At 63.6% G+C, this 24150-nt stretch carries 25 protein-coding genes and 1 pseudogene; 7 read left to right on the top strand and 19 right to left on the bottom strand.

Features of this window, described 5'->3' with window-relative positions:
- Nucleotides 1-4 precede the first annotated feature (4 nt).
- From BMX74_RS35050 to BMX74_RS35060, 3 genes are all read right to left on the bottom strand, one after another.
- Complete coding sequence (locus BMX74_RS35050; RefSeq protein WP_091104846.1) at nt 5-1426, bottom strand: FtsK/SpoIIIE domain-containing protein; 1422 nt, start codon at nt 1424-1426, stop codon at nt 5-7.
- An 88-nt stretch (nt 1427-1514) separates the two neighbouring features.
- Nucleotides 1515-1775 carry a hypothetical protein gene (locus BMX74_RS35055; RefSeq protein ID WP_091104848.1) on the bottom strand — a complete coding sequence of 87 codons (261 nt, stop codon included), beginning with the start codon at nt 1773-1775 and terminating at the stop codon, nt 1515-1517.
- Nucleotides 1775-2185: a plasmid replication, integration and excision activator gene (locus BMX74_RS35060; protein ID WP_091104849.1), complete on the bottom strand. Its 411-nt coding sequence runs from the start codon at nt 2183-2185 to the stop codon at nt 1775-1777. Before BMX74_RS35060 ends, BMX74_RS35055 begins: the two co-directional genes overlap by 1 nt.
- Before the next feature lie 273 nt (nt 2186-2458).
- On the opposite strand from BMX74_RS35060, the gene BMX74_RS35065 reads away from it, so the two are divergent.
- Nucleotides 2459-2725 (top strand): hypothetical protein, encoded by a 267-nt coding sequence (locus BMX74_RS35065; protein WP_091104851.1) that lies wholly within the window; start codon nt 2459-2461, stop codon nt 2723-2725.
- Here BMX74_RS35065 and BMX74_RS35070 read toward each other — a convergent pair.
- The 5 genes from BMX74_RS35070 to BMX74_RS46525 all read right to left on the bottom strand — a co-directional run bounded on the left by BMX74_RS35070 (nt 2705) and on the right by BMX74_RS46525 (nt 7489).
- Nucleotides 2705-3535 carry a protein phosphatase 2C domain-containing protein gene (locus BMX74_RS35070; protein WP_091104853.1) on the bottom strand — a complete coding sequence of 277 codons (831 nt, stop codon included), beginning with the start codon at nt 3533-3535 and terminating at the stop codon, nt 2705-2707. The genes BMX74_RS35065 and BMX74_RS35070 overlap by 21 nt on opposite strands.
- A gap of 3 nt (nt 3536-3538) precedes the next feature.
- On the bottom strand, nt 3539-4378 hold the full coding sequence (locus BMX74_RS35075; protein WP_091104854.1) for a sigma factor-like helix-turn-helix DNA-binding protein: 840 nt from the start codon (nt 4376-4378) through the stop codon (nt 3539-3541).
- A 415-nt stretch (nt 4379-4793) separates the two neighbouring features.
- Nucleotides 4794-5201, bottom strand: a complete 408-nt coding sequence (locus BMX74_RS35085; protein WP_091104858.1) for an ATP-binding protein — start codon at nt 5199-5201, stop codon at nt 4794-4796.
- A 94-nt stretch (nt 5202-5295) separates the two neighbouring features.
- Nucleotides 5296-6309: a helix-turn-helix domain-containing protein gene (locus BMX74_RS35090; RefSeq protein WP_337959875.1), complete on the bottom strand. Its 1014-nt coding sequence runs from the start codon at nt 6307-6309 to the stop codon at nt 5296-5298.
- A 16-nt stretch (nt 6310-6325) separates the two neighbouring features.
- Nucleotides 6326-7489, bottom strand: a complete 1164-nt coding sequence (locus BMX74_RS46525) for an endonuclease domain-containing protein (RefSeq protein WP_143078873.1) — start codon at nt 7487-7489, stop codon at nt 6326-6328.
- 417 nt (nt 7490-7906) lie between these two features.
- On the opposite strand from BMX74_RS46525, the gene BMX74_RS35100 reads away from it, so the two are divergent.
- Complete coding sequence (locus tag BMX74_RS35100) at nt 7907-8374, top strand: DUF4145 domain-containing protein (protein WP_177227632.1); 468 nt, start codon at nt 7907-7909, stop codon at nt 8372-8374.
- A gap of 21 nt (nt 8375-8395) precedes the next feature.
- On the opposite strand, the gene BMX74_RS35105 is transcribed toward BMX74_RS35100, so the two are convergent.
- Entirely contained in the window at nt 8396-9376 is a 981-nt protein-coding gene (locus BMX74_RS35105) for a restriction endonuclease (RefSeq protein ID WP_177227633.1), read from the bottom strand.
- Between the two features lie 823 nt (nt 9377-10199).
- Here BMX74_RS35105 and BMX74_RS35110 point away from each other — a divergent pair.
- A complete protein-coding gene (locus BMX74_RS35110; protein WP_091104866.1) occupies nt 10200-10499 on the top strand; it encodes a YrhB domain-containing protein in 300 nt (99 codons plus the stop codon).
- A gap of 563 nt (nt 10500-11062) precedes the next feature.
- Here the strand turns inward: BMX74_RS35110 and BMX74_RS43455 are convergent.
- The 3 genes from BMX74_RS43455 to BMX74_RS45165 form a co-directional block, all read right to left on the bottom strand.
- Entirely contained in the window at nt 11063-11947 is an 885-nt protein-coding gene (locus BMX74_RS43455; RefSeq protein ID WP_143078875.1) for a hypothetical protein, read from the bottom strand.
- Nucleotides 11948-12147: 200 nt separating this feature from the next.
- A complete protein-coding gene (locus BMX74_RS45160; protein WP_218154151.1) occupies nt 12148-12606 on the bottom strand; it encodes a tyrosine-type recombinase/integrase in 459 nt (152 codons plus the stop codon).
- The gene (locus BMX74_RS45165) at nt 12603-12983 is read right to left on the bottom strand and encodes a hypothetical protein (RefSeq protein WP_218154147.1); all 381 of its coding nucleotides are present in this window, start codon (nt 12981-12983) and stop codon (nt 12603-12605) included. Before BMX74_RS45165 ends, BMX74_RS45160 begins: the two co-directional genes overlap by 4 nt.
- Before the next feature lie 315 nt (nt 12984-13298).
- On the opposite strand from BMX74_RS45165, the gene BMX74_RS35120 reads away from it, so the two are divergent.
- A complete protein-coding gene (locus BMX74_RS35120) occupies nt 13299-13568 on the top strand; it encodes a hypothetical protein (protein ID WP_091104867.1) in 270 nt (89 codons plus the stop codon).
- 1 nt (nt 13569) lies between these two features.
- Nucleotides 13570-14613 carry an NADP-dependent oxidoreductase gene (locus tag BMX74_RS35125; RefSeq protein WP_091104869.1) on the top strand — a complete coding sequence of 348 codons (1044 nt, stop codon included), beginning with the start codon at nt 13570-13572 and terminating at the stop codon, nt 14611-14613.
- Nucleotides 14614-15174: 561 nt separating this feature from the next.
- Here the strand turns inward: BMX74_RS35125 and BMX74_RS35130 are convergent.
- The 5 genes and pseudogenes from BMX74_RS35130 to BMX74_RS35165 all read right to left on the bottom strand — a co-directional run bounded on the left by BMX74_RS35130 (nt 15175) and on the right by BMX74_RS35165 (nt 19965).
- On the bottom strand, nt 15175-15423 hold the full coding sequence (locus BMX74_RS35130) for a hypothetical protein (RefSeq protein ID WP_055504246.1): 249 nt from the start codon (nt 15421-15423) through the stop codon (nt 15175-15177).
- A gap of 646 nt (nt 15424-16069) precedes the next feature.
- Entirely contained in the window at nt 16070-16705 is a 636-nt protein-coding gene (locus tag BMX74_RS43460) for a hypothetical protein (RefSeq protein WP_143078876.1), read from the bottom strand.
- Between the two features lie 739 nt (nt 16706-17444).
- A complete protein-coding gene (locus BMX74_RS35150; protein ID WP_091104874.1) occupies nt 17445-18011 on the bottom strand; it encodes a dihydrofolate reductase family protein in 567 nt (188 codons plus the stop codon).
- 236 nt (nt 18012-18247) lie between these two features.
- Entirely contained in the window at nt 18248-18769 is a 522-nt protein-coding gene (locus tag BMX74_RS35155; protein ID WP_337959876.1) for a replication initiator, read from the bottom strand.
- A gap of 694 nt (nt 18770-19463) precedes the next feature.
- A pseudogene (locus BMX74_RS35165) lies at nt 19464-19965 on the bottom strand (YxiG-like protein).
- 329 nt (nt 19966-20294) lie between these two features.
- Between BMX74_RS35165 and BMX74_RS35175 the strand changes: the two are divergent.
- Both BMX74_RS35175 and BMX74_RS35180 read left to right on the top strand, forming a co-directional pair.
- On the top strand, nt 20295-20900 hold the full coding sequence (locus BMX74_RS35175) for a DUF2975 domain-containing protein (RefSeq protein ID WP_082535083.1): 606 nt from the start codon (nt 20295-20297) through the stop codon (nt 20898-20900).
- Nucleotides 20900-21130 (top strand): helix-turn-helix domain-containing protein, encoded by a 231-nt coding sequence (locus BMX74_RS35180; protein ID WP_055504252.1) that lies wholly within the window; start codon nt 20900-20902, stop codon nt 21128-21130. The genes BMX74_RS35175 and BMX74_RS35180 overlap by 1 nt, the downstream gene beginning before the upstream one ends.
- 666 nt (nt 21131-21796) lie before the next feature.
- On the opposite strand, the gene BMX74_RS35185 is transcribed toward BMX74_RS35180, so the two are convergent.
- Nucleotides 21797-23047: a hypothetical protein gene (locus BMX74_RS35185; protein WP_143078877.1), complete on the bottom strand. Its 1251-nt coding sequence runs from the start codon at nt 23045-23047 to the stop codon at nt 21797-21799.
- Nucleotides 23044-24123, bottom strand: coding sequence for a TOMM precursor leader peptide-binding protein (locus BMX74_RS35190; protein WP_177227634.1), 1080 nt, complete (start codon nt 24121-24123; stop codon nt 23044-23046). The genes BMX74_RS35185 and BMX74_RS35190 overlap by 4 nt, the downstream gene beginning before the upstream one ends.
- Nucleotides 24124-24150 lie beyond the last annotated feature (27 nt).

Consider the following 24150-nt stretch of genomic DNA (forward strand, 5'->3'; position numbering starts at 1 on the left):
GTGTTCAACGGACCTCCTCTCCGTAGTCGGTGACCATGTCGCGGATGTCGTCGTCGGAGACGTAGGCCGCACGGACCCGCAGGGGATCGGGCGAGGTCTCCAGACGGACGTAGCCGACGCCTGCGCCCACCTCGGGCCTGGGAGAGATCTGGTCGGCCAGCGCTCCCCTGTCACGAGCGCCGTCCCCGAGGACCATGTCCACCTGTTCGGACTCGTCCAGACGGAGGGCTATCTTGTCGGGGAACAGGTTCCGGATGTTCATGACCTCCTTTCGCGGGTCCTGGAGTGCGGCGAGGACTCCGACGCCGACCGCCCGCCCCTGGGTGGTGAGCGTGGCCAGCGCTGCCGAGATGCGACGCCGCAGTTCCTTGTCCGGCTGGTAGGCGGTGAGGAACGCCACCTCGTCGACGACGACCAGGACGAACGGGTCATCCACGGTGGGCGTGTGCGACCTGCGGTGACCGGCGAAGCGGGCGGCCCGGGACTGCATGACCTTGACGGCGTCGTCGAGCAGGTCCGCGCAGTTGCCCGGGTCGGCGGCGTACCGGGAGCCGAAGAGCGCGCGGCCGAAGGACAGCTCCATCAGCTTCGGATCGAGCGCCCAGATCTCGACCAGTCCTGCCCTGACGGCAGGGAGGAGCCCGCGGATCGCAGACCAGATGATCGACCCCTTGCCGGCCCCTGTCGCACCGGCGACCAGGACGTGAGTGCCATGCACCTTGAGCAGCCACGGCTGCCCGTCCTCCTGCTTGCCGATCTCGATCGGTCCGACCGAGGCCGTCTCAGGAATCGGAACGGCAGGCAGGGGAGTGGCTAGCGGATCGTGCCGTGGGAAGGTGAGCCGCAGCCGCCCGCCTTCCACGACCGAGACGTGGCAGGAACTGGCGCCGAACCCTCGGGCGAGGTTGTCCGTACGGTCCGCCCAGTCCTTGACCGCCTGGCCGCTCAGCATGCGGACGGTCACCAGGTCGGCCCATGAAGTGCAGGTGACCTTGCCCAGCTTGGGCAGGTAGTCGCGTCCCCGGATGTGCTTCCCCAGGCCGGAGACGATCATCACCGGCTGCCAGTGCCGCCGGTACACCGAGACCAGCCGCCACCAGGCGAGCAGCCGCCGGCCGACCCAGCGCATGAAGGTCGGCCGGTCGAGCATGCCCCAGCTGACGAGCCCGACGAGTACTGGTGTGAGGAGAAGCAGCGTGGTCCGCCAGCCGTACAGCGCCGACAGGACGCAGGGGACCGCGACGACCAGCACGGCGACCGGATGCCGCCACACGGTGAGGACCAGACTCACCACGGCGCGCCAGCCGAGGAGGACGAAGGTGATGATCGCGGGAGCCTTGACGACGGCCGGTCTGAACACGACCGCCGTGTCCGGGGTGGTGGAGACGATGCGTGGCGGCTCTTCGCCGGGCATCTTCTTGAACATTAGGCTGAAGTCCTTCCAAGCATGTGGAGTGTGTGGAAGATCGAGGGGCCGCCGGAAGTTGCCGCTTCCTGCGGCCCCGTCTCGCATGTCAGGCCGCCACCCCGCGCCGGTGGATGCGCTCCACGCATCTGGCGAAGTCCTGGGCCTGCTGGGCGAGCTTGCGCGCGAACTCCACGTCGGCCGCCGTGACCCTGTCCGGCGAGCCCGTGGTGACCTGTACCTGCACCAGTCCGAAGGCCAGAGCCAGGACAGGCGTCCTCAGCGGGTAGGCGTGGTTCTTCGCGTCGGCGCCGGAACCGGTGTTGAGGGTGATCACGCCCGTCGGCCGTGCCTGTGCCCGCCGCCCCATCACGCCGCGTCCTTCGTGGCGCTGGGCTTGCCCATCGGCCGGGGAGCCCGCATCTCACGGACCCGAATCGAGTAGGCGAGCCTGCCGGCGCCGTTGACGTACGGCGTGACCGTCACCTGGTCGAACTCGACCGGGGTGAACGGCAGCCCCGGCATCGCAGCCGGGGGAGTCGGCTGCACCGGGCTGAGGATCTTCACCGCCAGAGTCTTCTGAGCGGCTTTGAGCGTCGGGTCCGCGTCCATGACCGAGACCTGCCAGACCAGCTCAGCGGTCTGCTTGTCCCGGGCCTGTACGAAGCGCCCGTTCGTCGAGGCGTCGAAGTCCTTGACCGGCTCTACGTCGCCGACGATGTAGCAGCTGTACGGGAAGACCATGTCGAACGTCACGGGGATCGGTCCCTGAAGTGCCATCGTCCACCACCTCCTTCGTCTATCCCCCTAGACAGTTGCGACCGGTTCGCTTTGAGGAGCTGTCTAGGGGGCTATGCAGAGGACGATAGCCAGAGTGTCCCCCAACTGTCTAGGGGGGTAAACGCTAGTGGGAATGTTTTCGGAATGGCGATTGGAGTGCTGCGGCGGAATGGGCGAAATAGCCGTTATGCTCATTGGCCTTGTGCTGGGATTATGCCCGTTATGTATCGCGGTGAGAGGGCTCTCCGTAAATGACAGAAAGGTCCGCCATTAATGGTGCTCAGAGGGCCTAGCCCTAGCCAGCAGCACGTCGTCGAGGATGCCGGACAAGCCTATGCAGAGGGGCGGCGGATCTTCGTCGCCCGGTTCAGCGCCCCTCTGGACAAGGCCCCCGAAGGGAGCAGCCTTCCCGTGATCAGTTGGATCATCGAGGAGATCGAGGCTCAGGGGTGGCACTTGGAGCACATGGCCACCAGCGTCCTGGTAGCCGGCTTCAACCGCCACGACAACATCACATGCCTATTCCGGAGAAGTGAATGAGAGGTGCGCGGCGGTGGCGTCGTCGTAGGTCTTCCCGCGAGGCCAGCGTTCGCCGTGCGGGTCGGAGTGTTCCGCGGTCCGGACTTGGGAGATGAGGTCCGCCGGCCCGTGCTGGTCGAGTGTGTCCAGGGCTTCGCGCCAGGTGGCGAGGTGGAAGCGGTCGACGAGACGGGATGCTCCGTCGCTGAGCAGGGCGGCCGCGCGTACTCGGTCGGCGGGCATGGTGCCGGTGAGGGCTTGGTCGGCGGCGAGGGGGTCGGTGGCGGCGACCCAGAAACCGCCGTCTCTGTTGCGGTAGGAGCGCAGGGTCTCGACGTAGCGCCGGTGGGCGGAGGCGTGTGCGTCGCTGCCGGAGTCGAGGGCGTCCATCTCGGCTCGGTAGCGGGCGCCTGCCTGGGCTTCCCGGTCGTCGCAGATGACGGTTGGCTCCGGTGCGTCGATGACGTCCAGGACGAGGACGGAGTCGGCCAGGACGAGCCATTCGATCAGGTCGTCCCTACGGCGGAGCAGGATGACCGTGGCTGAGGGGGAGCCGGGGTGGGCCAGGTCGCAGGTGTCGTCGTGGAGCGAGCTGACCGTCTTGATGGCCTCGGCCAGCAGCTCGGGCAGGGGGCCGGCACTCTGGCTGATCGAGGCGATGAGGGTGGAGCCGAGGGTGCGGGAGTACCACGCCACGCCGTGGGAGCAGCCGGAGTCGGAGCCGGGCGGTGTGCCCGCGCCGTCGAGGAGTACGGCGGCGTCCGGGGTGGCGGCGACGAAGTCCTCGTTCGCCCGGCCTGGGGCTGCTTGGGTGGCGAAGGTGACCCGCACGGCTCACTCCTCGTCGTGCCGGTAGAGGGGGCTGGACAGTTCGGCCTTGACGGGTTCGCCGGTGGACGGGTCGTACTCGACGCCGACCACGGTGGAGAAGCGGTTGTCGCCGACCTGTCCCCACAGGGTGGCGATCTCGGTCTGGAGGAGCTGGACCACGCCGAGGGAGCCTTGCGGGTGGATGCCGGTGAAGATGAGCAGGTTGCCCCTGTCGTCGGGGCGTCGGAGCCGTCCGAGGTAGGCGTAGTCGACGGGCCGGGCGGGTTCGCTGTCGGAGCCAGAGCGGTAGATCGTGCCGGTACGGGTGTCGTGCAGCGTCCACACGTCGTCCTTGACCCACTTCAGAACCGGGTCGGACTCGTACAGTGCGCCGGTGACAGGGGAGAGGCGAGGACCGCAGAGCACGATGAGGTTCGGCCTGTTGAGGTCGACTTCGCCGTTGAGCGGGACGTGTTCCAGTTCCATCGCCAGGTCGAAGCCGCGGACGAGGTCTTCCAGGCGCTTGGCGGCGGTGACGTCCTCCATCGCGACCACGGGACGGGCGTTGTTCGCCTCGCGCTTGAGCGGGATGGCCAGGGTGATGGTGCCTGTTCCGAGGAAGGCACCCTCGGGGGCCGGCCCGGTGTGCCGGATCTGGTGGATGCGTCCCCGGGTGAGCCCGGCTTCCTTGGCGATCTGCGCGTACGACAGGCCCTGGGCGTGGAGGTCCTGGATCACGCGGCGACGCAGCCGGGCAAGCTCGGTGACCTCCTGCTGTGCGGCGTTGAGGCGTTCGGTCGCAACGCGCAGCAGTTGGAACGGGTCTTCGATCGCGGCAATGCGTTCCACGTCACTCGGCGGCACAGGTTCCCCCTTGATCACTGCCTGCGAGTCTAGGCCCCTAGACGGTATGCCGTCTATCCCCCTCGACAGAACGATTTGTAGTGGTTCGCCAGTTTTTGAACTGACTGCCCGAATCGTTGATCGTCGGTTGGGGATGCCCCTCGGGCTCATCGTGCCAGGCCCGTGAGCAGCGCGCGCCACATCACGCGGGCCTCGGCGAGCCGTACTCGCGGGGTCTCGGCTACGGCCGGGTCTTCACCTTGGACGACACGCCGGACGAAGCCCAAGCCGCCGGCCTGGCACAGCTCGTAGTAGACGCTCCGGCAGGAACAGGTCCACTCCGTCACCCGGCACCGCTCGTCATTGCGAGACGGGTACCAGTCGAGTTTCGTGCAGGCGCCCTGCGGCAACGGCAGATGCGGCGACAGGCAGGAGTTCACGAGCAGGAAGCCGTCTGCGGCTGCGACCGCAGCACAGCCCAGACCGTCCGTCCGCGATCGTCCCCCCAGACGCCCCAGTCGAGCGCCAGGGTGGAGACGAGCAGCAGACCGCGTCCGCCCTCCGCTCCCATGGACGGGCGGAAGACCTTGGGGGAGGATGGCCCTCCCTCGTCGAGGACGCCAAGCCAGAACCGGTCCGGATGCGCCTGGACGGTGACCAGGAACCGGCCCCCGAAGCGTCCGCTGGCGGAGTGCCGTATGGCGTTCGTGGCCAGCTCGCTGACGATGAGTTCGGCCTCACCGACGATGGGGGAGCCGCGCAGGAGCGCGGTGACGAAGCGCCGTGCTTCGGTGATCGATGGGGCGGAGCCGAGGAAGTAGCGGGAGAAGCGCCAGGCCGACATGAAGAAGCTCCGTCGTCTAGGGGGCTATACATCGGATGGCGCCAGAGTATGAGCGAGCCTAGAAGTACCTCAAGCTATTCGACGCATAAATGCGTCACTTCTCTAGTCGCTTGACCAGCTCCCGGTAGTCATCGGCGATAGTTCGCAGTAGTTCGCGCAGTTCATCCTCGTACACCGCCACACCAGCGAACGCCTCGAACGTCCGGATGTGAGCGGCCAGCTCAGAGGAACCGGTCAGCGTGAGATCCCCGGTCAAGCTCTCCACCACGCTCACGGCCCCGTCATAGATCGTGAACCCATGCAGCGGAAACGCCGGCACCTGCACCGACCAGGGGACGACCCCAAGCTTCACATGAGAGAGCGTGGACACCTGAGCTAACCGATCAAGCTGTACCAACATCAACGACGGCGACCCCGGCCACGTCCGGACAGCACCCTCGGTCAGCAGAAACGAGAACTCCCGCCCGGCATCGAAGAGCACAGCCTGCGCCTCCACCCGCACCGCAGCCGCCCTGGCGACATCGCGTTCATCGACGTCACGCCCCACAGCGAGCGCCAACCGCGCATACTCCGCCGTCTGCAAGAGAGTAGGAATCACGGCCGCCTGGAAGCACGCAAGCTGCCGACCCGTCCGCAGCCGCGCAGCATTCGCCGCCTCCTGGCCGGCAAGCCCACCCTTCAACTGCGAGACCTCTTCCCGCAGCCGAAGAAGAAGAGCATCGAGCTCAGCCCGACCAGCGCCATCCAAGCCAAGCGCACCGACCAAGCGCTCCACCGTCTCAGGAGTCGGCAGCAATTGCCCGGTCTCAATCCGAGAGATTGTAGGCTGCGCCACCTGCGCCCGCACGGCGAGATCCTTACCAGTGAGGCCAGCCTCCCGCCGCAGCCTCCGCAGTAACTCTCCCAGCGCCTTCAACCGACCCCGTCGCTCATCCACATCGAGCGTTCTACCACCCACCCAGCTCGAAGCGCCGACGCATGAACGGATGAGCAATATCTCCACAGAGCCAAGGGCGGCCCGCCGCGCGTCGGGCGGTCGCTGGCCGCGCTGCGGCTCTCCGGCCGGTCGCGGCCAACGCCGCCACGCGTTGATAGTTCGAGGGGCCACGGCTGCACGCGGGTTATCAATATGGCTCGCCCTCGGGTTCGATATGACGTTCGAGATAGGCAATCATGTTTCGAAGCACGTCGATATCGTCATTTACCATTCCTAAAGCCAGATTGCATGACATACAGAGCAGTCCACGCACGCGCCCAGTAGTGTGACAGTGGTCGACATTGAGGTCTCCCATGCGAGTCTCTATTTCACCAAGGTCATAGTCTTTAAACTCAAGCTTACAAACGCCACACCTATTCCCTTGCTGGGAGAGCATATACTTCACATCGCTCAAGGTGAGGTTGTAGTAGCGCCTGAGGTTGCTCTTAACCGACGATACGGAAGTGCATTTACGGCAAGATCGGCCTTCTGGTGTATCATAAAACCCAACCTCCGCATATACATGGCCGTTTCGGCACCGATCAGCATTCTTCCACTGCACTTGTCGCTGTATGGTGGTCGGATCAATGCCCCGAGAGCGCATCTTCGACTCCCAGCCGCACTGGCGACAGAGCCAAGTCCCAGTACGGGGAGCAATATAGAGGTTCTCGTCAGTCCATTCATGTCCGTTTGCGCAATGGGTATTCGTGGCGCGCTTTCTTGGCATAGGGGACTCCTTAGGTTCCTTGGGCAGTGGAAGTTTGCCGCGCTGAACGTAAGCTCTTTGAGCGTTAGCAGTACACCGACGGCATTTACGTCGACCATCCGAAGTGATGTAGGTATTTTCGTCATCGAACGGGTGGCCGTTAATACACGACGTCTTACGCGCGTTCTTGGCGCCGTTAGTATTACGTGCAGTGGTGGGCGATGCTACTTCTAGATGTTCAATGGCAACGCAGAGCCTATTTCCGCACGCATCCTCAACAATTGCGCCGGATGCCAGGACGCCCTCCTGTTGCTCTATAAGCCATCGCCGAACATACAGGAGAGGCTCTAGTCGAGACGCATATCTTGCACCATCGTAATATCTAGGGTAACCGTCCTTGTCGGTTTGTCCTGTCCATATGCGACAACCAGACAGTTCGTCCAACTCGCTTAGGCTAACGACCACGTCGTAGCTAAGTGCAGGCTTGGGTGATTTGCGCTCAAACGTACCATTATTCCGAAAACGCCGGTAACATGCCTGGCAGCGTGTTTTCTTCATTCGCGAGGCTATGTTGGGACAGCCGTCTGTTATGCACAAGCTCGACATGAGAGCATTCAACTACACTGCGGTCGTTCCGGGAAGATGCTATTACAAGTCTATGTGGATCGCTGTGCCTCGCTACGCGCACATCGGGTGCCAACCTGGTGGACCGCCCCGAACATCTCGACCGCACGTTAGGGCCGCAGTATCTTCTAGAAGTGCTCGCGGCAGACTTCCGTGAAGATTCGGTGCAGCACGTCCTACTCTTGCGGTCAGGCGTCTCCACATCCTAGGTTGGACGTCTTCCTTCCCATATCAGCGAAGAGGGTAGTCATGCGAGATGAGCGGCTATTAATCGCGTCATGTGATAACTGTCAAAACGTGATACCCGCCAAGGAGGTCTCGTTTCTGTTATACCAAGATGGGCCAGATGCGCCCGAATGGCGGTTTTCCCTACTCCAATGCACCTCATGCAAACACCCGATGTTGGTTTATGAGGAGAACTCTCTAACAGGTTTCGTGGAACCAATCTGGCTTTATCCTGCTCCACCTCCGGCTCTTAGTTCACTTGTGCCATACGAGATACGTCGCGAACTAGAGGAGGCTCGGGGCTGTCTTAGGTACCGCATGCACACTGCGGCGGCGGTGATGGCAGGACGCGCGCTAGAGGGGATCGCCAAGCTAAAGGGAGTAGAAGCACGCGGACTTCACCGATGCATCGAAGTGTTGGCGCAACAGGGAATCCTCGATGGACGGTTCGTAGATTGGGCACACAAGCTTAAGGTGCTTAGGAACCAGGCGGCTCATTTCACCGGGGAGGAAGTCGTTCGGGAAGACGCCGAGGACGCCGTGGCTCTCGTAGAAGCAATCGCCACCTATATATATGTCTTCACCAGTAGATTTGATGAATTTATGAGCCGTAGAGATGAGGGCTCTTCTCCCGCGACTTGAGATGCCGTCAAATGCACTCGGTCACAGCAGTGGGCGACGAATAATTTCCCGTAGTAGCGTTTCGGGGACTGTCGGACTTGTCGACGCGTATTCGCGCATGTAGGTCGAGATCTCTCCTAACTCGACAAGACGCACGGTATCAGATTTGTCTAAGTCGGCGAGTAGTTTTTGTGCAGGATTGGTGAATCCAGAGGTGGATATAAGAAGGCCGCCGTCGACTTGGTCCCGGGCGATCACGGTAAGAAGTTTCCGCAATTCCTGTGGACCCACTTTCTTACCCGAAGACCAATGTTTAATCTCTACATAAATAGATCGGATTTGCCCTAGCTCATCTCTGCATTTTAGTATAAGATCCTTTCCTCCATCCTTGCTTCCTCGTGTCAATCGCACGTCGAATCCGAGATCTTCGGCTACTATCGCGGCTATTCTTTCGAAATCTCGGTGTTCTACCTCGAATATTTGAGCTGGATCAGCAGCTAAAATGCTAATCAGCTGGTGCATGGCGCCACGAACTACTTGAGAAACCTTCGAAGTTAGAAATCCGGCCTCGTAAGCACGGACTTTGCTAAGAGTGCAGCAACTCGGGCCCTGGCCATGCCTCACGCGCAACTCTTTGGGCAGGGCATCTCGGAGCAGTGATTGCCAGACGCCGTGCGCCAGAGTACCACCTCGCCATAAATTCAATGAACCTTCGAATGTCATGCTCTTCAGGAGTGAAGATTCCTGGGCGGTAGCCCAGAAGCGAGACACCTGTATCAAGCTATCAATAGCCTCATTGCTCGAAAGGTAGCCAAAATCGACCTCGGGGAGGCCGTTCGCTCTCACTGCCCGAAGCAACGCGAACCGTATTGCCGTTCCAGAAAGCGATACTCGCCCGTCAGGCTGTCGCCAAAATGTTGCAACACCGTCACGACAGCCACCTCCAATATTAGCAACAGGCATATTCTTTCGGCTGTCGTCGATGCGAATATCGTTGAATGACAGCGATAGGTAGAACCGCACTGGGACTCCAGGCCGTCGAGACTTGTCAAGTATGTTATTCATTATATTCACCATCTACTTAAATTGACAGTCTATGCTCCTTCTCAACAGAGAGACCTGGGACTCCGGCTGATCGCTAAGGCCCGCTGGATGTGGAGTCATAGATGGTTTAGGTAGAGGCATCTATGATGTCATGGACAATGACCGCCGTGACGATCGCCTACTTCGTTACTCGCCGACCGTGGCTTGGGCGATCGACGCCGGAGCCCTCCTTCGTCGGGCCCCGCCACCGGGTGACCATGGCTGAGGTGACAGCAGCATTGACAGCAACATCCTCACACGCCGGCGCATCCGCGCCACCGTACACACGCACGTGACCACGGTCTCGATCGCCCGAGCAGGATGATTGCTCCGCCTGAAAAGCGGACGGTCCCATGGCACGAGCTTCTGTGAATAGTCCGGGGCTGGAGTATTGCCGAATTGTGCTCATAGGTATCAAGGCGGCGGCGCGGCGCGCCGCCGTACCCCCGGCCCTCCGCCCGCCCGCCGTCCGGGCGTGCGGCCTGGGGGCCGGTCCCGGACGGCGGCGGGACACCGGGCCGGCCGGCGCGCGTCGGCCCCGCCGTACTTGCCGAACACGCCGGCCAGGGTTGCCACGCCGCCGCACAGATGCAGCCCTACGATCGCCACTGTATGGCCAGCCGCCGTAGATGGCTTGGGGCGATCGACGATCCGTGCTTCGTTCCTCAGCACGGCTCACTGACTCACGTGGTTGAGGTCTGCTAGGGCGCGGCAGTCCGGCTTCGGATGGTGATAACAGGGGCCCGCGCATCATGATGGACGGGTGCTGACTGAGCCGGAAGCGCGACGCCTTGCGGAAGCCGAGATAGCCCGCCTCTACGAAGAAGTACGCGCGTACTTTGATCCGGAGGACAGCTTCGTCGTGTCCGCCATGGAGGAGTGCTCAATCGGCTGGGTTTACTACTACCAATCTGCCCGGTACCTCCGAACCGGAGAGTTCACTGCCGCGTTGGGTGGTAACGCGCCAATTCTCATCGACCGCCGCAACGGTGCGATCTTGCCCACAGGCACCGCCTATCCGATTGAGCACTACATCCGCGATCACGAGCTATCGGGGGAGTAGTGGCGGGCGACGGTCCTGTGCGGCCGCGACGGGCTACCCGCGCATAATGCGTTTATGATCTCGGCGGTGAGAGCGGTACGGGGAGACTGCCCCGCAGGCCAGGAGCTGCCAGGCAGCAGAACGAGTGACGCCCTGAAAAGCCGACTGCGGTTCGACGCCGTGCCCGTTGCGTGCCCGATGGAGCGGCGAACCAGGGGGAATGACGGGGAGCCACAGGGAACGCGATCAGTGCGCTGATCTGTATCTCCCCAGGTCGAGCGTGATCGGCGTGCGTCTTTGCAAGCAGGATGTCAGGAGTTCGAATCTCCTAGGCTCCACCGCAGGTAAAGGCCACATCCCATGATCGGGAAGTGGCCTTTTCGATCTTGTACAGCTGCAAAGCACAGCAACGCGGGCAATCGATCATCCTGTGTTGTCGGGTCAGATCTAGGAAGGCTTGCTAGAGCTCGGGTGTGGAGCGTCGGTCGAGCTCGCAGCTCAAGTGGCATCGTTTGACCGAATCCGAAGGCGAGTGCTGTGTTGAGCGGTGGAGCACTTCCGGAGCAAGAGCTCCACTGACTCATCTAGGCTGTGGCCTGATCGACACCCAGCACAGTCGAGTTGAAGCGGCTTGTAGCCCATCCTGTTCCGTCGGCCTCCCGTTGACCAGTCCAAAACTTCAGCTCGTCGGGATCGCCATGGAAATCGGCAGGTGCGGCCGACTGGGCCGTTCGAACTATCTCCGGTGCCCAATCGGAGGTGGCTACAGCGCGGATGATGGATGCGACTTCATATTCCGGGCCGCTGAGGTGGCCAACTCTCAGAAGGCCGTGATCGAGCAGGCTGCTTTCAATGTCTCGCAGCTTATTCTTCGAGCTTCGATTGGGGAGATCGCGCCTGGGATCGAAGTGAACCCCTCCCTTCCGGTTGGCAATGTATTTGATCATGGAGGCGCGACTGATCCGCACGAGGCCCATCTCGTTGGTTCGGATGGCGACAGATGTGGACTTCAGCCAGTCGTCCAAGGTCATTCTCATGACCTCACCCTGTACTGGCATCGGGTTGGCTGCGAGGAAGTCTCCAACAGAGGGGTACTTTTCATGGTCGTCTTTGGGGACGGAGCCCAGGATGAAACCAGTGTGATGAGCTCCGTACGACTTTGCCCCTCCGGCCCAGGCGTAGAGGATCCACTGCCAGGGCCATGCGTTGAGGGCAGGGTCTATGTTGGTCGCCTGCACAGTGGGCTGAGCAACCTCTGAAGCCCCCATCGTTCTCCAGACTCGCTTGAATTCGTTGTCGACGAAGAGCCGACGGAGCACGCTTGCGCCGAGCCTCACTTCGGTGTGACTCAGTAGACGATCTTTAGGCAGGCTTATCAGATAGTCGAGGTCGCCACCGATGACAACGAGCCTTTCCAAGTCGGCACCCGACATCTGGAAGCTAACTTCGACGCGATTCGAGACGTCCATTGTCCTCCTTTTCGGTTACACCATAGTGCTCTGCAGGCATAGTCCGACACCAATCAAATAGTCCAACCCGGCTTGTCAGTGAGTGGCGACGTATGACACATATCTGAGAACTCTTGGTCATGCGAAAGCCCAGGTCGTGGCACTCAGTCCAAGACCTGGGCATGCAGCAGTAGCATGGCGAAGGCGCTAGGTTGACATTTCTACGAGTTCAAGTGCTCTCCAAGTCGCTTCAACGCCTTACGCGTCTCCTCGGACGAGACTTCGCTGTAGATGTTCATGGTCACGGCGATTTGTGAGTGGCGGAGGATCTGCATGGCCACGCGCGGGTGGACGTCGAGGGCGACGAGCAGGGACGCGCAGGTCTTGCGAGTCGTGTGGACGTGGACCTTCCGCACCCCCGCCTTGTCGCAGGCGTTGGCGAAGCTGCGCCGGAAGTTGGACGGCTCGATGGGCCGGCCGCTGGCGGTGGTGAAGACGAGGCCGGTTTCCTGCCAGTCGTCGCCCGCGGCTTCCCGGGCGATGTCGCGTGCCCGTTGGCGCGCACGGAGGGCGGCGGTGACGATCTCAGGGAAGGGGAGCGTCGCGTCGGAGGCGTCGGTCTTGGTGCGGCGGTGCAGGAGCTTGCCGCTGACCCGCTGGAGTTGCCAGCCGATCGTCATCTCCGCCTGATCGAGGTCGACGTCCTCCCAGCGCAGCCCGAGCGCAGCCCGAGCGCTTCGCCGAGGCGCAGGCCGAGGACGAGCACCAGGACGTAAGCCGGGTACATGGGGTCCTCACGCGTGCGCGCCGACTCCAGGAAGGTCCGGGCCTCGTCCACGGACCAGGGCTTGACCTTGCGCTTTCTGGGGACCGGTATCTTGATGTTGGCGGCGACGTTGCGGGGGAGGATCTCCTCGCGGACGGCGTTGCTCAGGGCGGCGCGCAGGGTCATGTATGCGTCGTGGACGGTCCAGTCGGACGGCTCGGACTTGCAGCACTTGCCGATGGCGCAGCAGCGCTGGCGGCGTTTCGGGTTGCTGTGCACCGACCACGACATCTGCGCTCTCCCTGACGCAGTCGTCGACCTCGGCGAGTCAATCCCAGCCGCCGGCCACGACTACGAAGATCGACTACAGCCACAGCGGTTGCCGGATGAGAACTTTCTCTACGACTTCAAGGCGCGTGTCGCCTACGGCGCCCCGCGCGCGTCGGGCGGTCGCCGGCCGCGCTGCGGCTCTTCGGCCGGTCACGGCCAGCACCGCCCACGCGCTTTGACCCCCAGGGCGTGATCGCCAAGACCGTGACGATGTCACTCCACGAGATGTGACCGAAAACGCCTTGGAGATATCGGGTGGCGTCGTAGTCTGACGCCATGAAGCCGAGCGACTTTCTGCTCTCTGCGCAGCAAGGCTTTCTGGGCAAGCCGTTGGTGCGGCAGGTGTTGGACGTCGAACGGATGACCGCGCTGCGGAATGACCAGCTGAAGGACGTGCCGGACCTGGAGGCTGCTCAGGCGAGCATTTGCCTCGCACTCAGCGAACTGGAAGCTTTCGATACCGGCGGCGCTGCGAACATATCCGAAATTACCGCGTCGAAGGGTGGCATCAACGCCGCACCGACGGCCGAGAATGGAGGTATCTAGCATGACTGGCAACCGCATCAACCGGGCCTACCGCCTACGACGCCGACCCGTTGGGCAACTCACCGACGGTGACCTCGAACTGGTTGAAGAACAGGTACCGGAGCTGGCCGACGGTCAGGCCTTGGTCCGCACCAAGCTTCTCTCGCTCGATCCAACCTCCCGCGTCTGGATGAGCGATATGCGTAGCTACGAACCTCCGGTCCCGATCGGCGCAGTGATGCGTGGCTTCGGCGTCGGCGAAGTAGTTGCATCCAGGCGCGAAGACATGCCGGTCGGGGCCACTGTCAGCGGCTTCACCGGTTGGCAGGAACTGGTCCTCGCCGACGACTCGCAGCTGGAGGCGCCGCTTACTGTCCTGCCGACTCCGCTGCCGGCACCCGAGTCGGCCTTTCTCGGCGTCCTCGGCCACACCGGCATCTCGGCCTATCTCGGGATCGACTTGGCCGAGTTGGAAGAGGGAGAGACAATCGTCATCTCTGCCGCCTGCGGTGCGGTCGGCTCGATTGCTGGTCAGATCGCAAGGCAGAAAGGGGCGGGACGGGTGATTGGCATTGCTGGCAGTCCCAGCAAGTGCCAACACGCCGTCAAGGTTCTCGGCTATGACGCCTGTATCGACCACCACGCCGCTGACTGGCGTGCACAGCTCGACGCCGCCACACCGGATGGGATCGATGTCGATTTCGAGAACGTTGGCGGGCCGGTCATGGATCACATTTTGATGCGGCTCAACATCGGTGCCCGGGTTTCCCTGTGCGGAATGATTTCCGAGTACAACAGCTATAACAAGGGCGGCGAACACACCGGAAGTCTCACCAACATAGTCCAGCTGATCATGCAGCGGGCGACGATCAAGGGCTTCCTTGTACTTGACTGGGCCCACCGTTATGAAGAGGCGATCACATACCTCGCTGGGCTGCTCGGCGAAGGTAAGCTCCACTACGACGAGACAATCGTCGACGGCGGCATTGAAGCTGCCCCGCACGCCCTCCACCAGCTGTTCAGCGGCGCAAACTTGGGCAAGCTACTTGTGCGGGTAGCAGATTGAGGCGTCGCTTGGGAGGCCTCTTAAAGGGCTATGAAGTGCTCCGCTTCGGCGGGTAGGAGATATTCGAGACGTGGTCCGCTGTCGAGAATATCAACCTTGATAGCGGGTCGTACAGCTGTCCGCACCTTGGTGGGTCAAGGGCGCCTACGACGTCGCTACGCGATCCAATGCCGCGTAGTGAGGTGGAGGCCGGTCAGTAGCGTGGTGTCTATATGAGACACCACGCTACTGACCCGGCGGCCAACTACGGGACAGGTGCGGGATAATCTTGTAAGCGATGTTGCCTGTGCTAAGCATTCGTACCTAAACCGTGTGTCGGTTGGCTGATGCCGTGACGATCGCCGACTTCGGTACTCGCCTCTCGGACTGGGGCGATCGCCGGCACGCCCCTCCTTCGTCGGGTCTTGCCACCGGGTGACCACGGCTGAGGTAGCAGCCTCGCCAGCGAGAACGTCCCAGCCTGGCGCGGATCCTTGGCATAGTCGCGGTGATCGCCGCACGCCGACCGAGGGTGATCGGCCTGAGAGGGCTCCCCGGATGGGTTGTGCTGGGGTGGGCAGCTTACTGCTGTTGCTGCTCTCGCTTAACCCTTGCGAGGATGGCTTGAGTCTGGGATCTGACCTCGTCGAGGGCGGCCCGTATGGCCGTACGGTGCATGGCCCACTCCTCCCGGAAGCGGTCTCCGGCAGGCCCGGCCCAGATGCTGCTGTCAGAGGTGGCGTTCACTGCTTCGAGGGTTCGCTCGATGTCGTCGGCGGCCTGGGTGATGAGGGGTATGTCGGCCTGGCACTCGCTCAGCCGGTCAGGCATGGGATGTCTCCGGGTTTCCGGCGGACAGCATCGCGGCGATGTGGCGTGTCAGCGTGGTGGCGCTCACCGGCCTGGCGGGTATCCCGCCCGGTGCAACCGCTGCATGGCGGCGGAGATCGTCTGCTGCCACTTCCAGGGCTGCTTGTAGAGGTCTCGGATCTTCTGTGCCTTGAGCACTTCGCGATCAGCTCGGAGAGCTTCCGATTGCCGGGGAGAGCACCCATGTAGCGGCGGATGGCATAGACGGCGCGTGCCGCAGCGACGTACCGGCCCCGTGCCCACCGTTTCTGCAGCTGGATGGCGGCCTCCACGCCGCTCGTGATCGTCACTACCTTGAGTGGCCTGGTGACACTCTTGACGTGTTCTGTGCTCCTCCCCGTTCGCCGTGCGGGTCGGACTGCTCGGCGGTCCCGACTCTGTTGATGAGGTCCGCCGGCCCGTGCCGGTCGAGGGTGTCCAGGGCTTCTCGCCAGGTGGCCAGGTGGAAGCGGTCGACGAGACGGGATGCTCCGTCGCTGAGCAGGGCGGCCGCGCGTACTCGGTCGGCGGCGAGGGGGTCGGTGGCGGCGACCCAGAAGCCGGACTGGCCCAAGCAAGAGCATGTCCCTGAGGCTGATATTGGTGGGCCGGCTGGTTGATGCAAGTGTCAGCCCCCTTCCCCGCCCATGAGGAGTCCGTAGAGATCTCCGCCCAATGGAATGGGCGATCCCGGTGGACGATCCGCGATATGAAGCGTGGCTCTGTCATACAGGCTGTGGGTCTGGAAATCTTCGCCTTGGCTCAGGACCAGGAGTCGAGCCCCCATGTGCCAAATGGCGTAGCTCCATTCGTCCCCATCCCTGTACACACCCACATCTTGGGGCTTTCCGTGGACTTGAGAGATCGTTACGAGTCCTGAGCGCCAGACGGTGTTGAACTGCTCCCTGTTGCCGGACCGGTCAACCCGCCAACGTGCGGAGGGCAGTGTCTGAGGGAGCTCCACCCAATCGGGGTCTTCATCCTCGTCGGGCTCGTAGAACAGTGCGAATGTCAGGTCGAGCATCTTCGGTCGTGCGTCGTCCGCCCAAGGCCCCCATGGAAAAGTGACCTCCCAATCACCGATGTTCAAGACAGGCCAGTTGGTGATGTCTTTGACGAAGTCGAGAACGGAGCCGCCAGGGGGAGTAGGCCATCCAGTCTGTAACCATGCTTGATCGAACCCTCCCGCGTCCCACGGCGCACGGGCAAGGGACGTCACGGTGCCGATGAGAGCGGGCGTCAGGGGATGCCACGCGAGTGCCATGGGCCTACAGTCTTGACCTTCGAGCCGTGACGCGCCAGAGTCGGCCACTGGCATGTCCGTCCTCACCGCTAGGCATGCCATTCACGGCGCGATAATCATGGAGCCTGCAGTCGGGCACGCTTGCCTCGCCGGTGGAGGGCGGATTTCCTGTCCTACAGATCGCACGCTGCAAAACCGTCAGTAGGCGATGCGGCACCACGATCGACTGTTCGGGGCCGGCCGCCGTAGTCGGTTGGGGGCCATCGAAGATCCAGGGCTTCGTTCCTCAGCGCCGGCCCACCGGGCAACGTGGTTGATCTTCGAGCTCGACCGCCTGAACGGCGGACTGGAGGATGACGAACTATGGGTAGGAGGCGCTACGTTGCCAGAGACGTTTCCGGCGGTTACCGGATCTGGGACAACAAGACGCGCCGTTGGCGGGGCGACCTTTACGAGTTGTGCCCTGACGAGCTGCTCAACGAGCTGAACGGCACGCGTGACTACGACAGAATCACCGGTTACTCAAGCGGTACAGAGCGTTGAAACGACGGATGGGCATCCGTGGGTTCGCCCTGCGGGCTGACGATCCGAGCGCAGCGTACGATCACTCACCGATCGTATAAGTGGGTGGCACACTGAGGAGAACAAGATCTGGAACAGGCTCGGAATGAGCATGCTACGGGGCCGAGCGATCACCCGCAGGTCAGTGCGTCCTCGGGCCGAGAACAATGATCCACTTTGAATCGGATGGCCGCAGGCTTCACCCCGGAAGCGCCTGCCGCCGGTACTGCAGATATACGATCCCGTTGCTGGAGGTGGAGACCGGGTCGAGTTGGTAGGACTTGGGGACGCCGTCGAACAGCCGGGTGCCCTCGCCTGCAACGTAGGGGAACATGCTCAGCTGGAACTCGTCGATCAGGTCGAGCCGCATGAGCGACCGCCAGAGGCTGACGCCGCCCCAGACTACGATGTGGCCGTCGCCGCCCAGCCTGAGCTTGTCGATCTCTTCTGTCGTGTTGCCGGCGGCGATGGTGGTGTTGGCCCAGTCGGCCGTCTTCAGGGTCCGGGAGAAGACGACCTTGCGCCCGGCGTTCAGGATGTCGGCGAACGGGTGGTCGGTGGACGTCGTCATGGCCTCGCCGATGCTCTCGTAGGCGGTGCGGCCCATGAGGTGGGCGTAGGCGTTCCGGAGAAAGTCGAGGTGCGCCGGGGCGTCGGGCTCATGGCTCTCGGGCAGGTCGAAGCAGAACTTCCAGAAATCGGTGCCCTCGTCGGCGAGGAGGCCGTCGAGGGAGTAGTTGAACACTGTCGCTATCAGCTTCCGCATGATCAGAACTCCGTGGTCTCGGGTCGTCCGGGGACCGTGCCTTCTACGGGAGGGTGTGTGTCCCTGGCCGCGGCGTCTGTGGCCTGTCGCTGGTGCTTTTGACGACACTGCCGCCCGGAAGTCATCGGTGCCGGGTCTATTAGCTGGTTGCACGGTCAGGTGCCGAGGTGTCTTCGAACAGTGCGCGCGTGTCGCAGGGGTCAGGAGCCCGCGGGGATTGCAGTTCGGGTTGCGGTTCACTGCCGTATCAGTGGTTCACCTGCTTGGCGGCGTTCGGCGAGGCTGTGCAGCAGTCGCGTGCCGACTGGGCGGCCGGGTCTGACCGGCCGCCAGACGTGGCGGTGCGGGTCGGTTGACTCGTCTTTGTGGCCGAGGGCTTCCCTGATCCAGGTGCGGCGGTCCTGCTTGTGTTCGGCGAGCGTCTTGTTCGACCACTTGCGGGAGACCAGGACGCGACGGCCCGCGTAGCCGAGGTGTTCGGGCTTGTGGGCCTTCGAGCGGCAGCGGCCCGGAGCCATGCCGGGCTTGGCTGCCTTGGGCTGGACGCCGTACCGGAGCCAGTTCGGGCAGGTCGGCGAGCACGGCTCGTACCGCAGCGCCTCCACGAAGCGGGCCGCGTGGTGCCGCCGCGCCGGGCTGTCGAGGCTTTCGCCGAGGCTCTTGGTGAGGTACTTGGACAGGTAGCGGATGCACTGGTCGGCGTCGGGAGCGCCCGCGAGGACTCCTTTGACGTCCACCTGGTCACCGAAGCGGATCACATGGAGGGGCTCGGCGTCCTCGTCGGCGTCGAACTGGTCGAGGGCCTGGTTCCAGGGGGCACGACCTCGCCGGTGTCCGGGTCGAGGTAGCCGACCTCTTCCTCCCAGCCGCCGCTATGTGTTTGTGTCCAGGCGGCGTCTCCATCGCCGAAGGCGCCACCTGGCTATAGGTCCGTAGCGATAACGCAGCACCGCCCGGTCGCCATCGAGGATCAGCACCACGTTACTGATCGGCGGACCGCCATAGCTGGGACGCAGGCGCAAGCGCAGCAACTTCATACGCGCGATCGCCCAGATCCCAGCTCGCCCCTCGACTGCTTCCCAGGCCCTCACCAGGACGGACCGCACCTCTTCGAATCCCTGCAAGGGTCGTACCTCGCAGTACAGCCGAGGGAACTCGTCCCCGACTACCACCAACTCTGCGACCGGTTGACGTCGACGCAGAAGGACGAAGATCGTCCTCTCCTCGTCACGCATCAATACCTCCTGGGCCAATCGCCTTCGGCGCGGGAGCTCCGGCGCCGGGACGACGATCGCCAGCTGTGCGTGGGTCAGAACCGGCCAGTCGGCGGCCGAGATGTCTGATCATTCCGCCCACCATCGACCTGGGACAAGCTGAGCAGACGAGGGCCACGGGTACCAGATCGTTGATCCGGCCAGGCTCCGCCTCCTGAGCCGCCGGATCGAGGCCCGGCTAGATGATCTGCTGTTCCCTCGATGCCCCTTCCAAGGATTTGTGGTCTGGACACTGTGATTCAGGCGGGAGTTCTTTGACCTGCAGGCCGGAGAAGACCAGGGTGAAGTCGTGCGCGTTGGTTTGGATCCGGACTTCATGGAAGTCGATGCCGATCCCAGTGTCGGGCGGTTGGTGGGTCGGCGATGAGTGTGGCTCCGGGGTAGAGCACCTGCGACTTGACTCCCCAGACGTATCCGTCGAGGTCGACTCCCGTTTCGTAGGTGATGAGCCGGTCGTCGAGGGAGTCGCGCCAGGTGCAGGCCGATACGGTCGTGACGCAGTGGGCCTGCACACAGTGGCGGAACAGGTAGCGCATTGCCGTCGGCACGATCCTGGTTGTGGGATCGGCGCTCCTGTGGATCACGAGCTGGTAGTCGCGCATGTAGTCCACGAAACCGTGGCGGAGCAGGGCTTGGTCGAAGACCTCGTCCAGGGCCTGTCGCAGCTTCACCGGATCCATGACCGCAGTTCTACCCCCCGCACCCGTGTGCCAGGTCTCAGGATCCGTGCGACAGATCCGGTGCCTGGGTGGCCTCGTCGCCGATGTCTACCGAGCCACCGGCGTCCAGCCAGGGGCCTGGGGGCTACTCCAGGACGAGCAGGACGCGCGCCGGGCCGCTCAATGGCTCACCGATTCAGGCCTCGGTGACCCCAAGGTATTCCTCTGGGCTGCCGCACTGCTCACGGACGTCCCGCAAGCGACCCTCCATACCGAGGGATAGTGCAGCTCGGCGTATCGTGGTCTGCTGCCGCTGGACATAACGAATCTCGTTATTTACGATTGTCGTTATGTCTTCGAGATGGCTGACCCGCCTCGGAACCTTGCTGACCTTATTCCTGGTCCTGGCCTGGCTGGAGGCCCTGGGGCTGCTGCTCTACACCGCTCTGATCGCCTTCGTGGGCACCGGCAATGGCATCGGCGTCCCCCTGCGGGTGTTCGACGTGCCGGTCGCGGGCATGGCGGCCCCGGATGCCGTGATCGTCAGCGCGACCGTCGACGTGATGGTCCGCCACCAGGGTCCCGCGCCGCTTGTCGCCCTGCTCTACCTGCTTTCGTGGGCGCCGGGCGTTACGACCGTCCTGCTCGCTCTGTTCACCGTCGTTCGGGCGCTGCGGAGGGCCAGATCGGGGGACAGGGCGCTGTTCTCCGCCGTCACCGCCGCGCACCTCCGGCGCCTCGGTTGGATCCTGATCATCGGCTCGTTCGCCGCGGGCCTGCTCGGTATGGTGGCCGAGCCGATTCTGGCCTCGATGCTGCTGGCCAAGAGCTACCTGTTCTATCCACCGTCGGGCGAGGTGGTGGCCGGGGTCGTGACGGGAGTCGCGGTGCTGGCCGTTTCGGAGATCGTACGGCGCGGTCTGGTGCTGCTCGAAGAGGTCGAGGCCACCATCTGATGACCGATCCGATCATCCGTGTACGACTGGATGAACTGCTCAAGGAGCGTGGCATGACGCTCACCGAGCTGTCGCACCGGGTCCAGATCACCGTCGTCAACCTGTCCATCCTGAAGAACGGCCACGCCAAAGCGATCCGCTTCTCCACCCTCATGCGCCTGTGCGATGCCCTCGACTGTCAACCGGGCGATCTCCTCCGATACGAGCGGACACCCGATCAGGCGACCTGAGCTGAAGGACCCTTTCGGTGTGCCAGGCGAGGTGGTCGACGTCACGCTCAGCCTCGCCCCGATGAGCGCCAGTCGGAGAGCACGCGCGGCAGAATGAGATGGCGTGGCCGGTCTCTGATCGGATCGCCTGGCTCGGATCCGTGATGTGCCCTGATGAGCTGGCCCTTGATTTCGATCACGCGTACGGGGTCTCGTGGATGGCGCAGGAGGCCGGTGGATCAGCGACGAGCTGTCCAGGCATCTCGATGAGATCGATCGGCTCGCCGCGGAGTTGACGGAGGAAGGACCAGAGCCGTGGAGCTCTGAGGGGATACGGAGTCACCCCACGTGGGCGCGCTTGAGGGTCCTCTCGTACGGTGCTCTGACGCTCATGCCTTCGACGCCGTGGACGAGTAGCTCGGAACCCTGATCGTCGTGCCGTCAGGAGCGGTCGGCAGCGGTCGGTCACGGTCGTTCAGGGATCGTCTGCGGTGCAGGTCGAGGGCGTTACTCCATCAACTGTTCTCCACGCAGCCGCGCGAGCCGAACAGGCCGCCGACCGACCGCTCTCCGCCGGTCGCAACCCCTTGTGGCGACTCCGCAACGAGCAGAGGACGCCGACGTCGCTCCACGAGGAGGAGATGGACGGCGGCGAAGCCGATACTGTCCGGCGGGGCCGGTGTGCTCTCACGATCTCGGGCGGCGGAACCAGTGGCGGCGCTTCCGGATGAACGTCACCAGGAACAGCACCTGTATGCCGCCCTCGACCAGAATGAGCACCGCGGCGTCGGCTGCGGCGAGGGTGGAGCCGCCGTGAAATCCGCGCCAGATCGCCGTGAGCGCGTGGGCGAGCCCGCTGATGACGATGGGGGCGCCGTAGAACGCGAAGACCGTCAACGTGATGGAACTGCCCAACCCGAGGGCGAGAGCATAGATCCTTACGGCGCGCCGCTCGTGCGCGGCCAGCTCGACGGTGGGGTCCGTCGCCGGCGGGTGCGTCCGGAACGGGGCGGTCGCCCGGGCGAGCAGGTAGCGGACGTAGCCGAGACCGTCGCCGAAGAGGTCCTTGCAGCGGAGCAGATCGCGCAGCACGAAGTAGAGGTCGGTACGCATGTAGATCTGAGCTTGGAGAGGCAGGCTCAGAAGGGCGGTCAGCGTGAAGGCCCGGAGCAACGCCACGGTCAGGTCCGGCAGGGGCAGGTACGCGACGACCAGCGACATCGTCGCGATGAGGAAGACGTCGGAGGCCATCCCGGCCAAGTACACGCGGTACCGGTGCCGCCGGGGGACTCCCCAGATCGCGGTGACGTCGGTCTGCACGACGAGGTAGTGCAGCCTGGTGCTGAACCCTATCCGGGCGGGTGCGCCGAGCGAACGAGCGGCTATCAGGTGCATCATCTCGTGGATGCTGGCGACGACGGAGAAGAAGGCCGTGTTGACCAGCACCGAGAGCCCGGCGTAGTCGCTCCAGAAGAAGTCCTGGTGCCGGGGGAACAGGTCGGGCCGGGTGAGGACGGTCATCGACGCGGCTGCGACGATGACGAGCCAGAGCAGCTTCATCGGCCGGGTGAAGACCCATCGGACGTGTCGCTCGGTGACTCCCGTGAAGTGGCCGCCCACGGCCGCGGATTCCGGATCGGGCAGGGGGCGTCCGTCGACATCGGCCACGAAGGCGAGGTCGACGAGGGACTCCACGAATCCGGCCACGTCCAGCTCGACGTCATGCTCGGAGGCGATGGCGACTTCGACGTCCTCCACCCGCTGCCCCTCGCCGAGCAGCCGGATCACCTCCCCGCACACCGAGGGCAGCTCGACGAACTCGCCGAGATCCGGGCGGCCGACGATGATCGCATCCGGGTCGTCGTCGTCGGGACGGAGGACGAGAGGATGAAGCCGTACGATGCTGCCGGGGCTGATCTCGACCGCTTGGACGCTCACTGAGCCCTCGGCCCGCAGACCGGGCACTCGTCGTCACGTGGGACGTCGATGTAGTACTGGTGATCCCAGACGGCGAGATTCCAGTGGAAGACCCTGCCGCGGGTCTGCGTCGGCAGACCACCGAGGTGGTATAACACCTCCAACGCGCACAGGTGGCCGCTGATGTTCGCGCTGGCCGCGACCACCGCGTTCGGCCGCGACTCGGTCAGAAGCCGCCCGAGCTCCTTCTCCTTGCGCTCCTCCTCCTGCCGCTCCAGGCAGGCCCAGCAGCCGGTGTCACGCGGAACGAACGAGCCCACGACGACCATCGGCCCGGTGTACAGACTCATGAACCAAGGGGAGCCGGTACGCAGGGCCGCTTCGTTGGTCCACTGGACTATCTCGGGATGCGGTTCGTCCGCGCACAGGACGAACAGGTCGCAGCCCGTCATCAGCTCCACGACATCGTCCGGCCCGGTCACCTTGGTGTCGCTCCCGGTCACCTGGACCGCGCTGTTCATCGCCCGCAACCGGGCGATCGCCTGGTCGACCTTGGGCTTTCCCACATCTCCTTCGGCGTACAGGAGCTGGCGGGTCAGGTTCGACTCTTCGACGCTGTCGAAGTCCGCGACCCTCAGCGCCCCGATGCCGCTCGACACCAGGCCCGCCGCGACGGCCGATCCGGTACCGCCCACGCCGAGCAGGCTCACCTTGGCGTCCTTGATCCTGGACTGGATCTCATGGGGTGACGTACGCGGGGACGTGTCGATCCAGCTGAAGAAATGGCGCGCCGATTCGTGACGAGCGACCTCTCGTTCCGTGAGATTCGCCGGCGTCGGCGCTCCGGCGTCCTCGACGAAGCCGCTCTCGACGAGGTCATCGATGACACCGCGCACACTGTCGTCGTCGACATCGGGATGGGTCTTCGCGAAGTCGGCGCAGATCTGGTCGACGGTCCGGGTGCCGTCCATGAGGGCCAGAATTCTGGCGATGCTGCCGTCTGCGTCGTCGGCTATCTCGGACGCCACTCCGAATTGCGAAAGGCCGATGACAATACGGTTCCCTGGCAGCAAGAACGGTTGGTGAACACGCTTCACCCTGGGAATACGCACTCCGCCGTCTCT

This window comes from Nonomuraea pusilla (assembly GCF_900109355.1).
Lineage (GTDB): Bacteria > Actinomycetota > Actinomycetes > Streptosporangiales > Streptosporangiaceae > Nonomuraea > Nonomuraea pusilla.

What these genes read in the sequence shown, in the direction of transcription:
- BMX74_RS35050 (WP_091104846.1), bottom strand. Translation starts at nt 1,426, where the DNA reads ATGTTCAAGAAGATGCCCGGCGAAGAGCCGCCACGCATCGTCTCCACC.
- BMX74_RS35055 (WP_091104848.1), bottom strand. Translation starts at nt 1,775, where the DNA reads ATGGGGCGGCGGGCACAGGCACGGCCGACGGGCGTGATCACCCTCAAC.
- BMX74_RS35060 (WP_091104849.1), bottom strand. Translation starts at nt 2,185, where the DNA reads ATGGCACTTCAGGGACCGATCCCCGTGACGTTCGACATGGTCTTCCCG.
- BMX74_RS35065 (WP_091104851.1), top strand. Translation starts at nt 2,459, where the DNA reads ATGGTGCTCAGAGGGCCTAGCCCTAGCCAGCAGCACGTCGTCGAGGAT.
- BMX74_RS35085 (WP_091104858.1), bottom strand. Translation starts at nt 5,201, where the DNA reads ATGTCGGCCTGGCGCTTCTCCCGCTACTTCCTCGGCTCCGCCCCATCG.
- BMX74_RS46525 (WP_143078873.1), bottom strand. Translation starts at nt 7,489, where the DNA reads ATGTCGAGCTTGTGCATAACAGACGGCTGTCCCAACATAGCCTCGCGA.
- BMX74_RS35100 (WP_177227632.1), top strand. Translation starts at nt 7,907, where the DNA reads ATGTTGGTTTATGAGGAGAACTCTCTAACAGGTTTCGTGGAACCAATC.
- BMX74_RS43455 (WP_143078875.1), bottom strand. Translation starts at nt 11,947, where the DNA reads ATGGACGTCTCGAATCGCGTCGAAGTTAGCTTCCAGATGTCGGGTGCC.
- BMX74_RS45160 (WP_218154151.1), bottom strand. Translation starts at nt 12,606, where the DNA reads ATGACGATCGGCTGGCAACTCCAGCGGGTCAGCGGCAAGCTCCTGCAC.
- BMX74_RS45165 (WP_218154147.1), bottom strand. Translation starts at nt 12,983, where the DNA reads ATGTCGTGGTCGGTGCACAGCAACCCGAAACGCCGCCAGCGCTGCTGC.
- BMX74_RS35120 (WP_091104867.1), top strand. Translation starts at nt 13,299, where the DNA reads ATGAAGCCGAGCGACTTTCTGCTCTCTGCGCAGCAAGGCTTTCTGGGC.
- BMX74_RS35125 (WP_091104869.1), top strand. Translation starts at nt 13,570, where the DNA reads ATGACTGGCAACCGCATCAACCGGGCCTACCGCCTACGACGCCGACCC.
- BMX74_RS35130 (WP_055504246.1), bottom strand. Translation starts at nt 15,423, where the DNA reads ATGCCTGACCGGCTGAGCGAGTGCCAGGCCGACATACCCCTCATCACC.
- BMX74_RS43460 (WP_143078876.1), bottom strand. Translation starts at nt 16,705, where the DNA reads ATGGCACTCGCGTGGCATCCCCTGACGCCCGCTCTCATCGGCACCGTG.
- BMX74_RS35150 (WP_091104874.1), bottom strand. Translation starts at nt 18,011, where the DNA reads ATGCGGAAGCTGATAGCGACAGTGTTCAACTACTCCCTCGACGGCCTC.
- BMX74_RS35175 (WP_082535083.1), top strand. Translation starts at nt 20,295, where the DNA reads ATGTCTTCGAGATGGCTGACCCGCCTCGGAACCTTGCTGACCTTATTC.
- BMX74_RS35180 (WP_055504252.1), top strand. Translation starts at nt 20,900, where the DNA reads ATGACCGATCCGATCATCCGTGTACGACTGGATGAACTGCTCAAGGAG.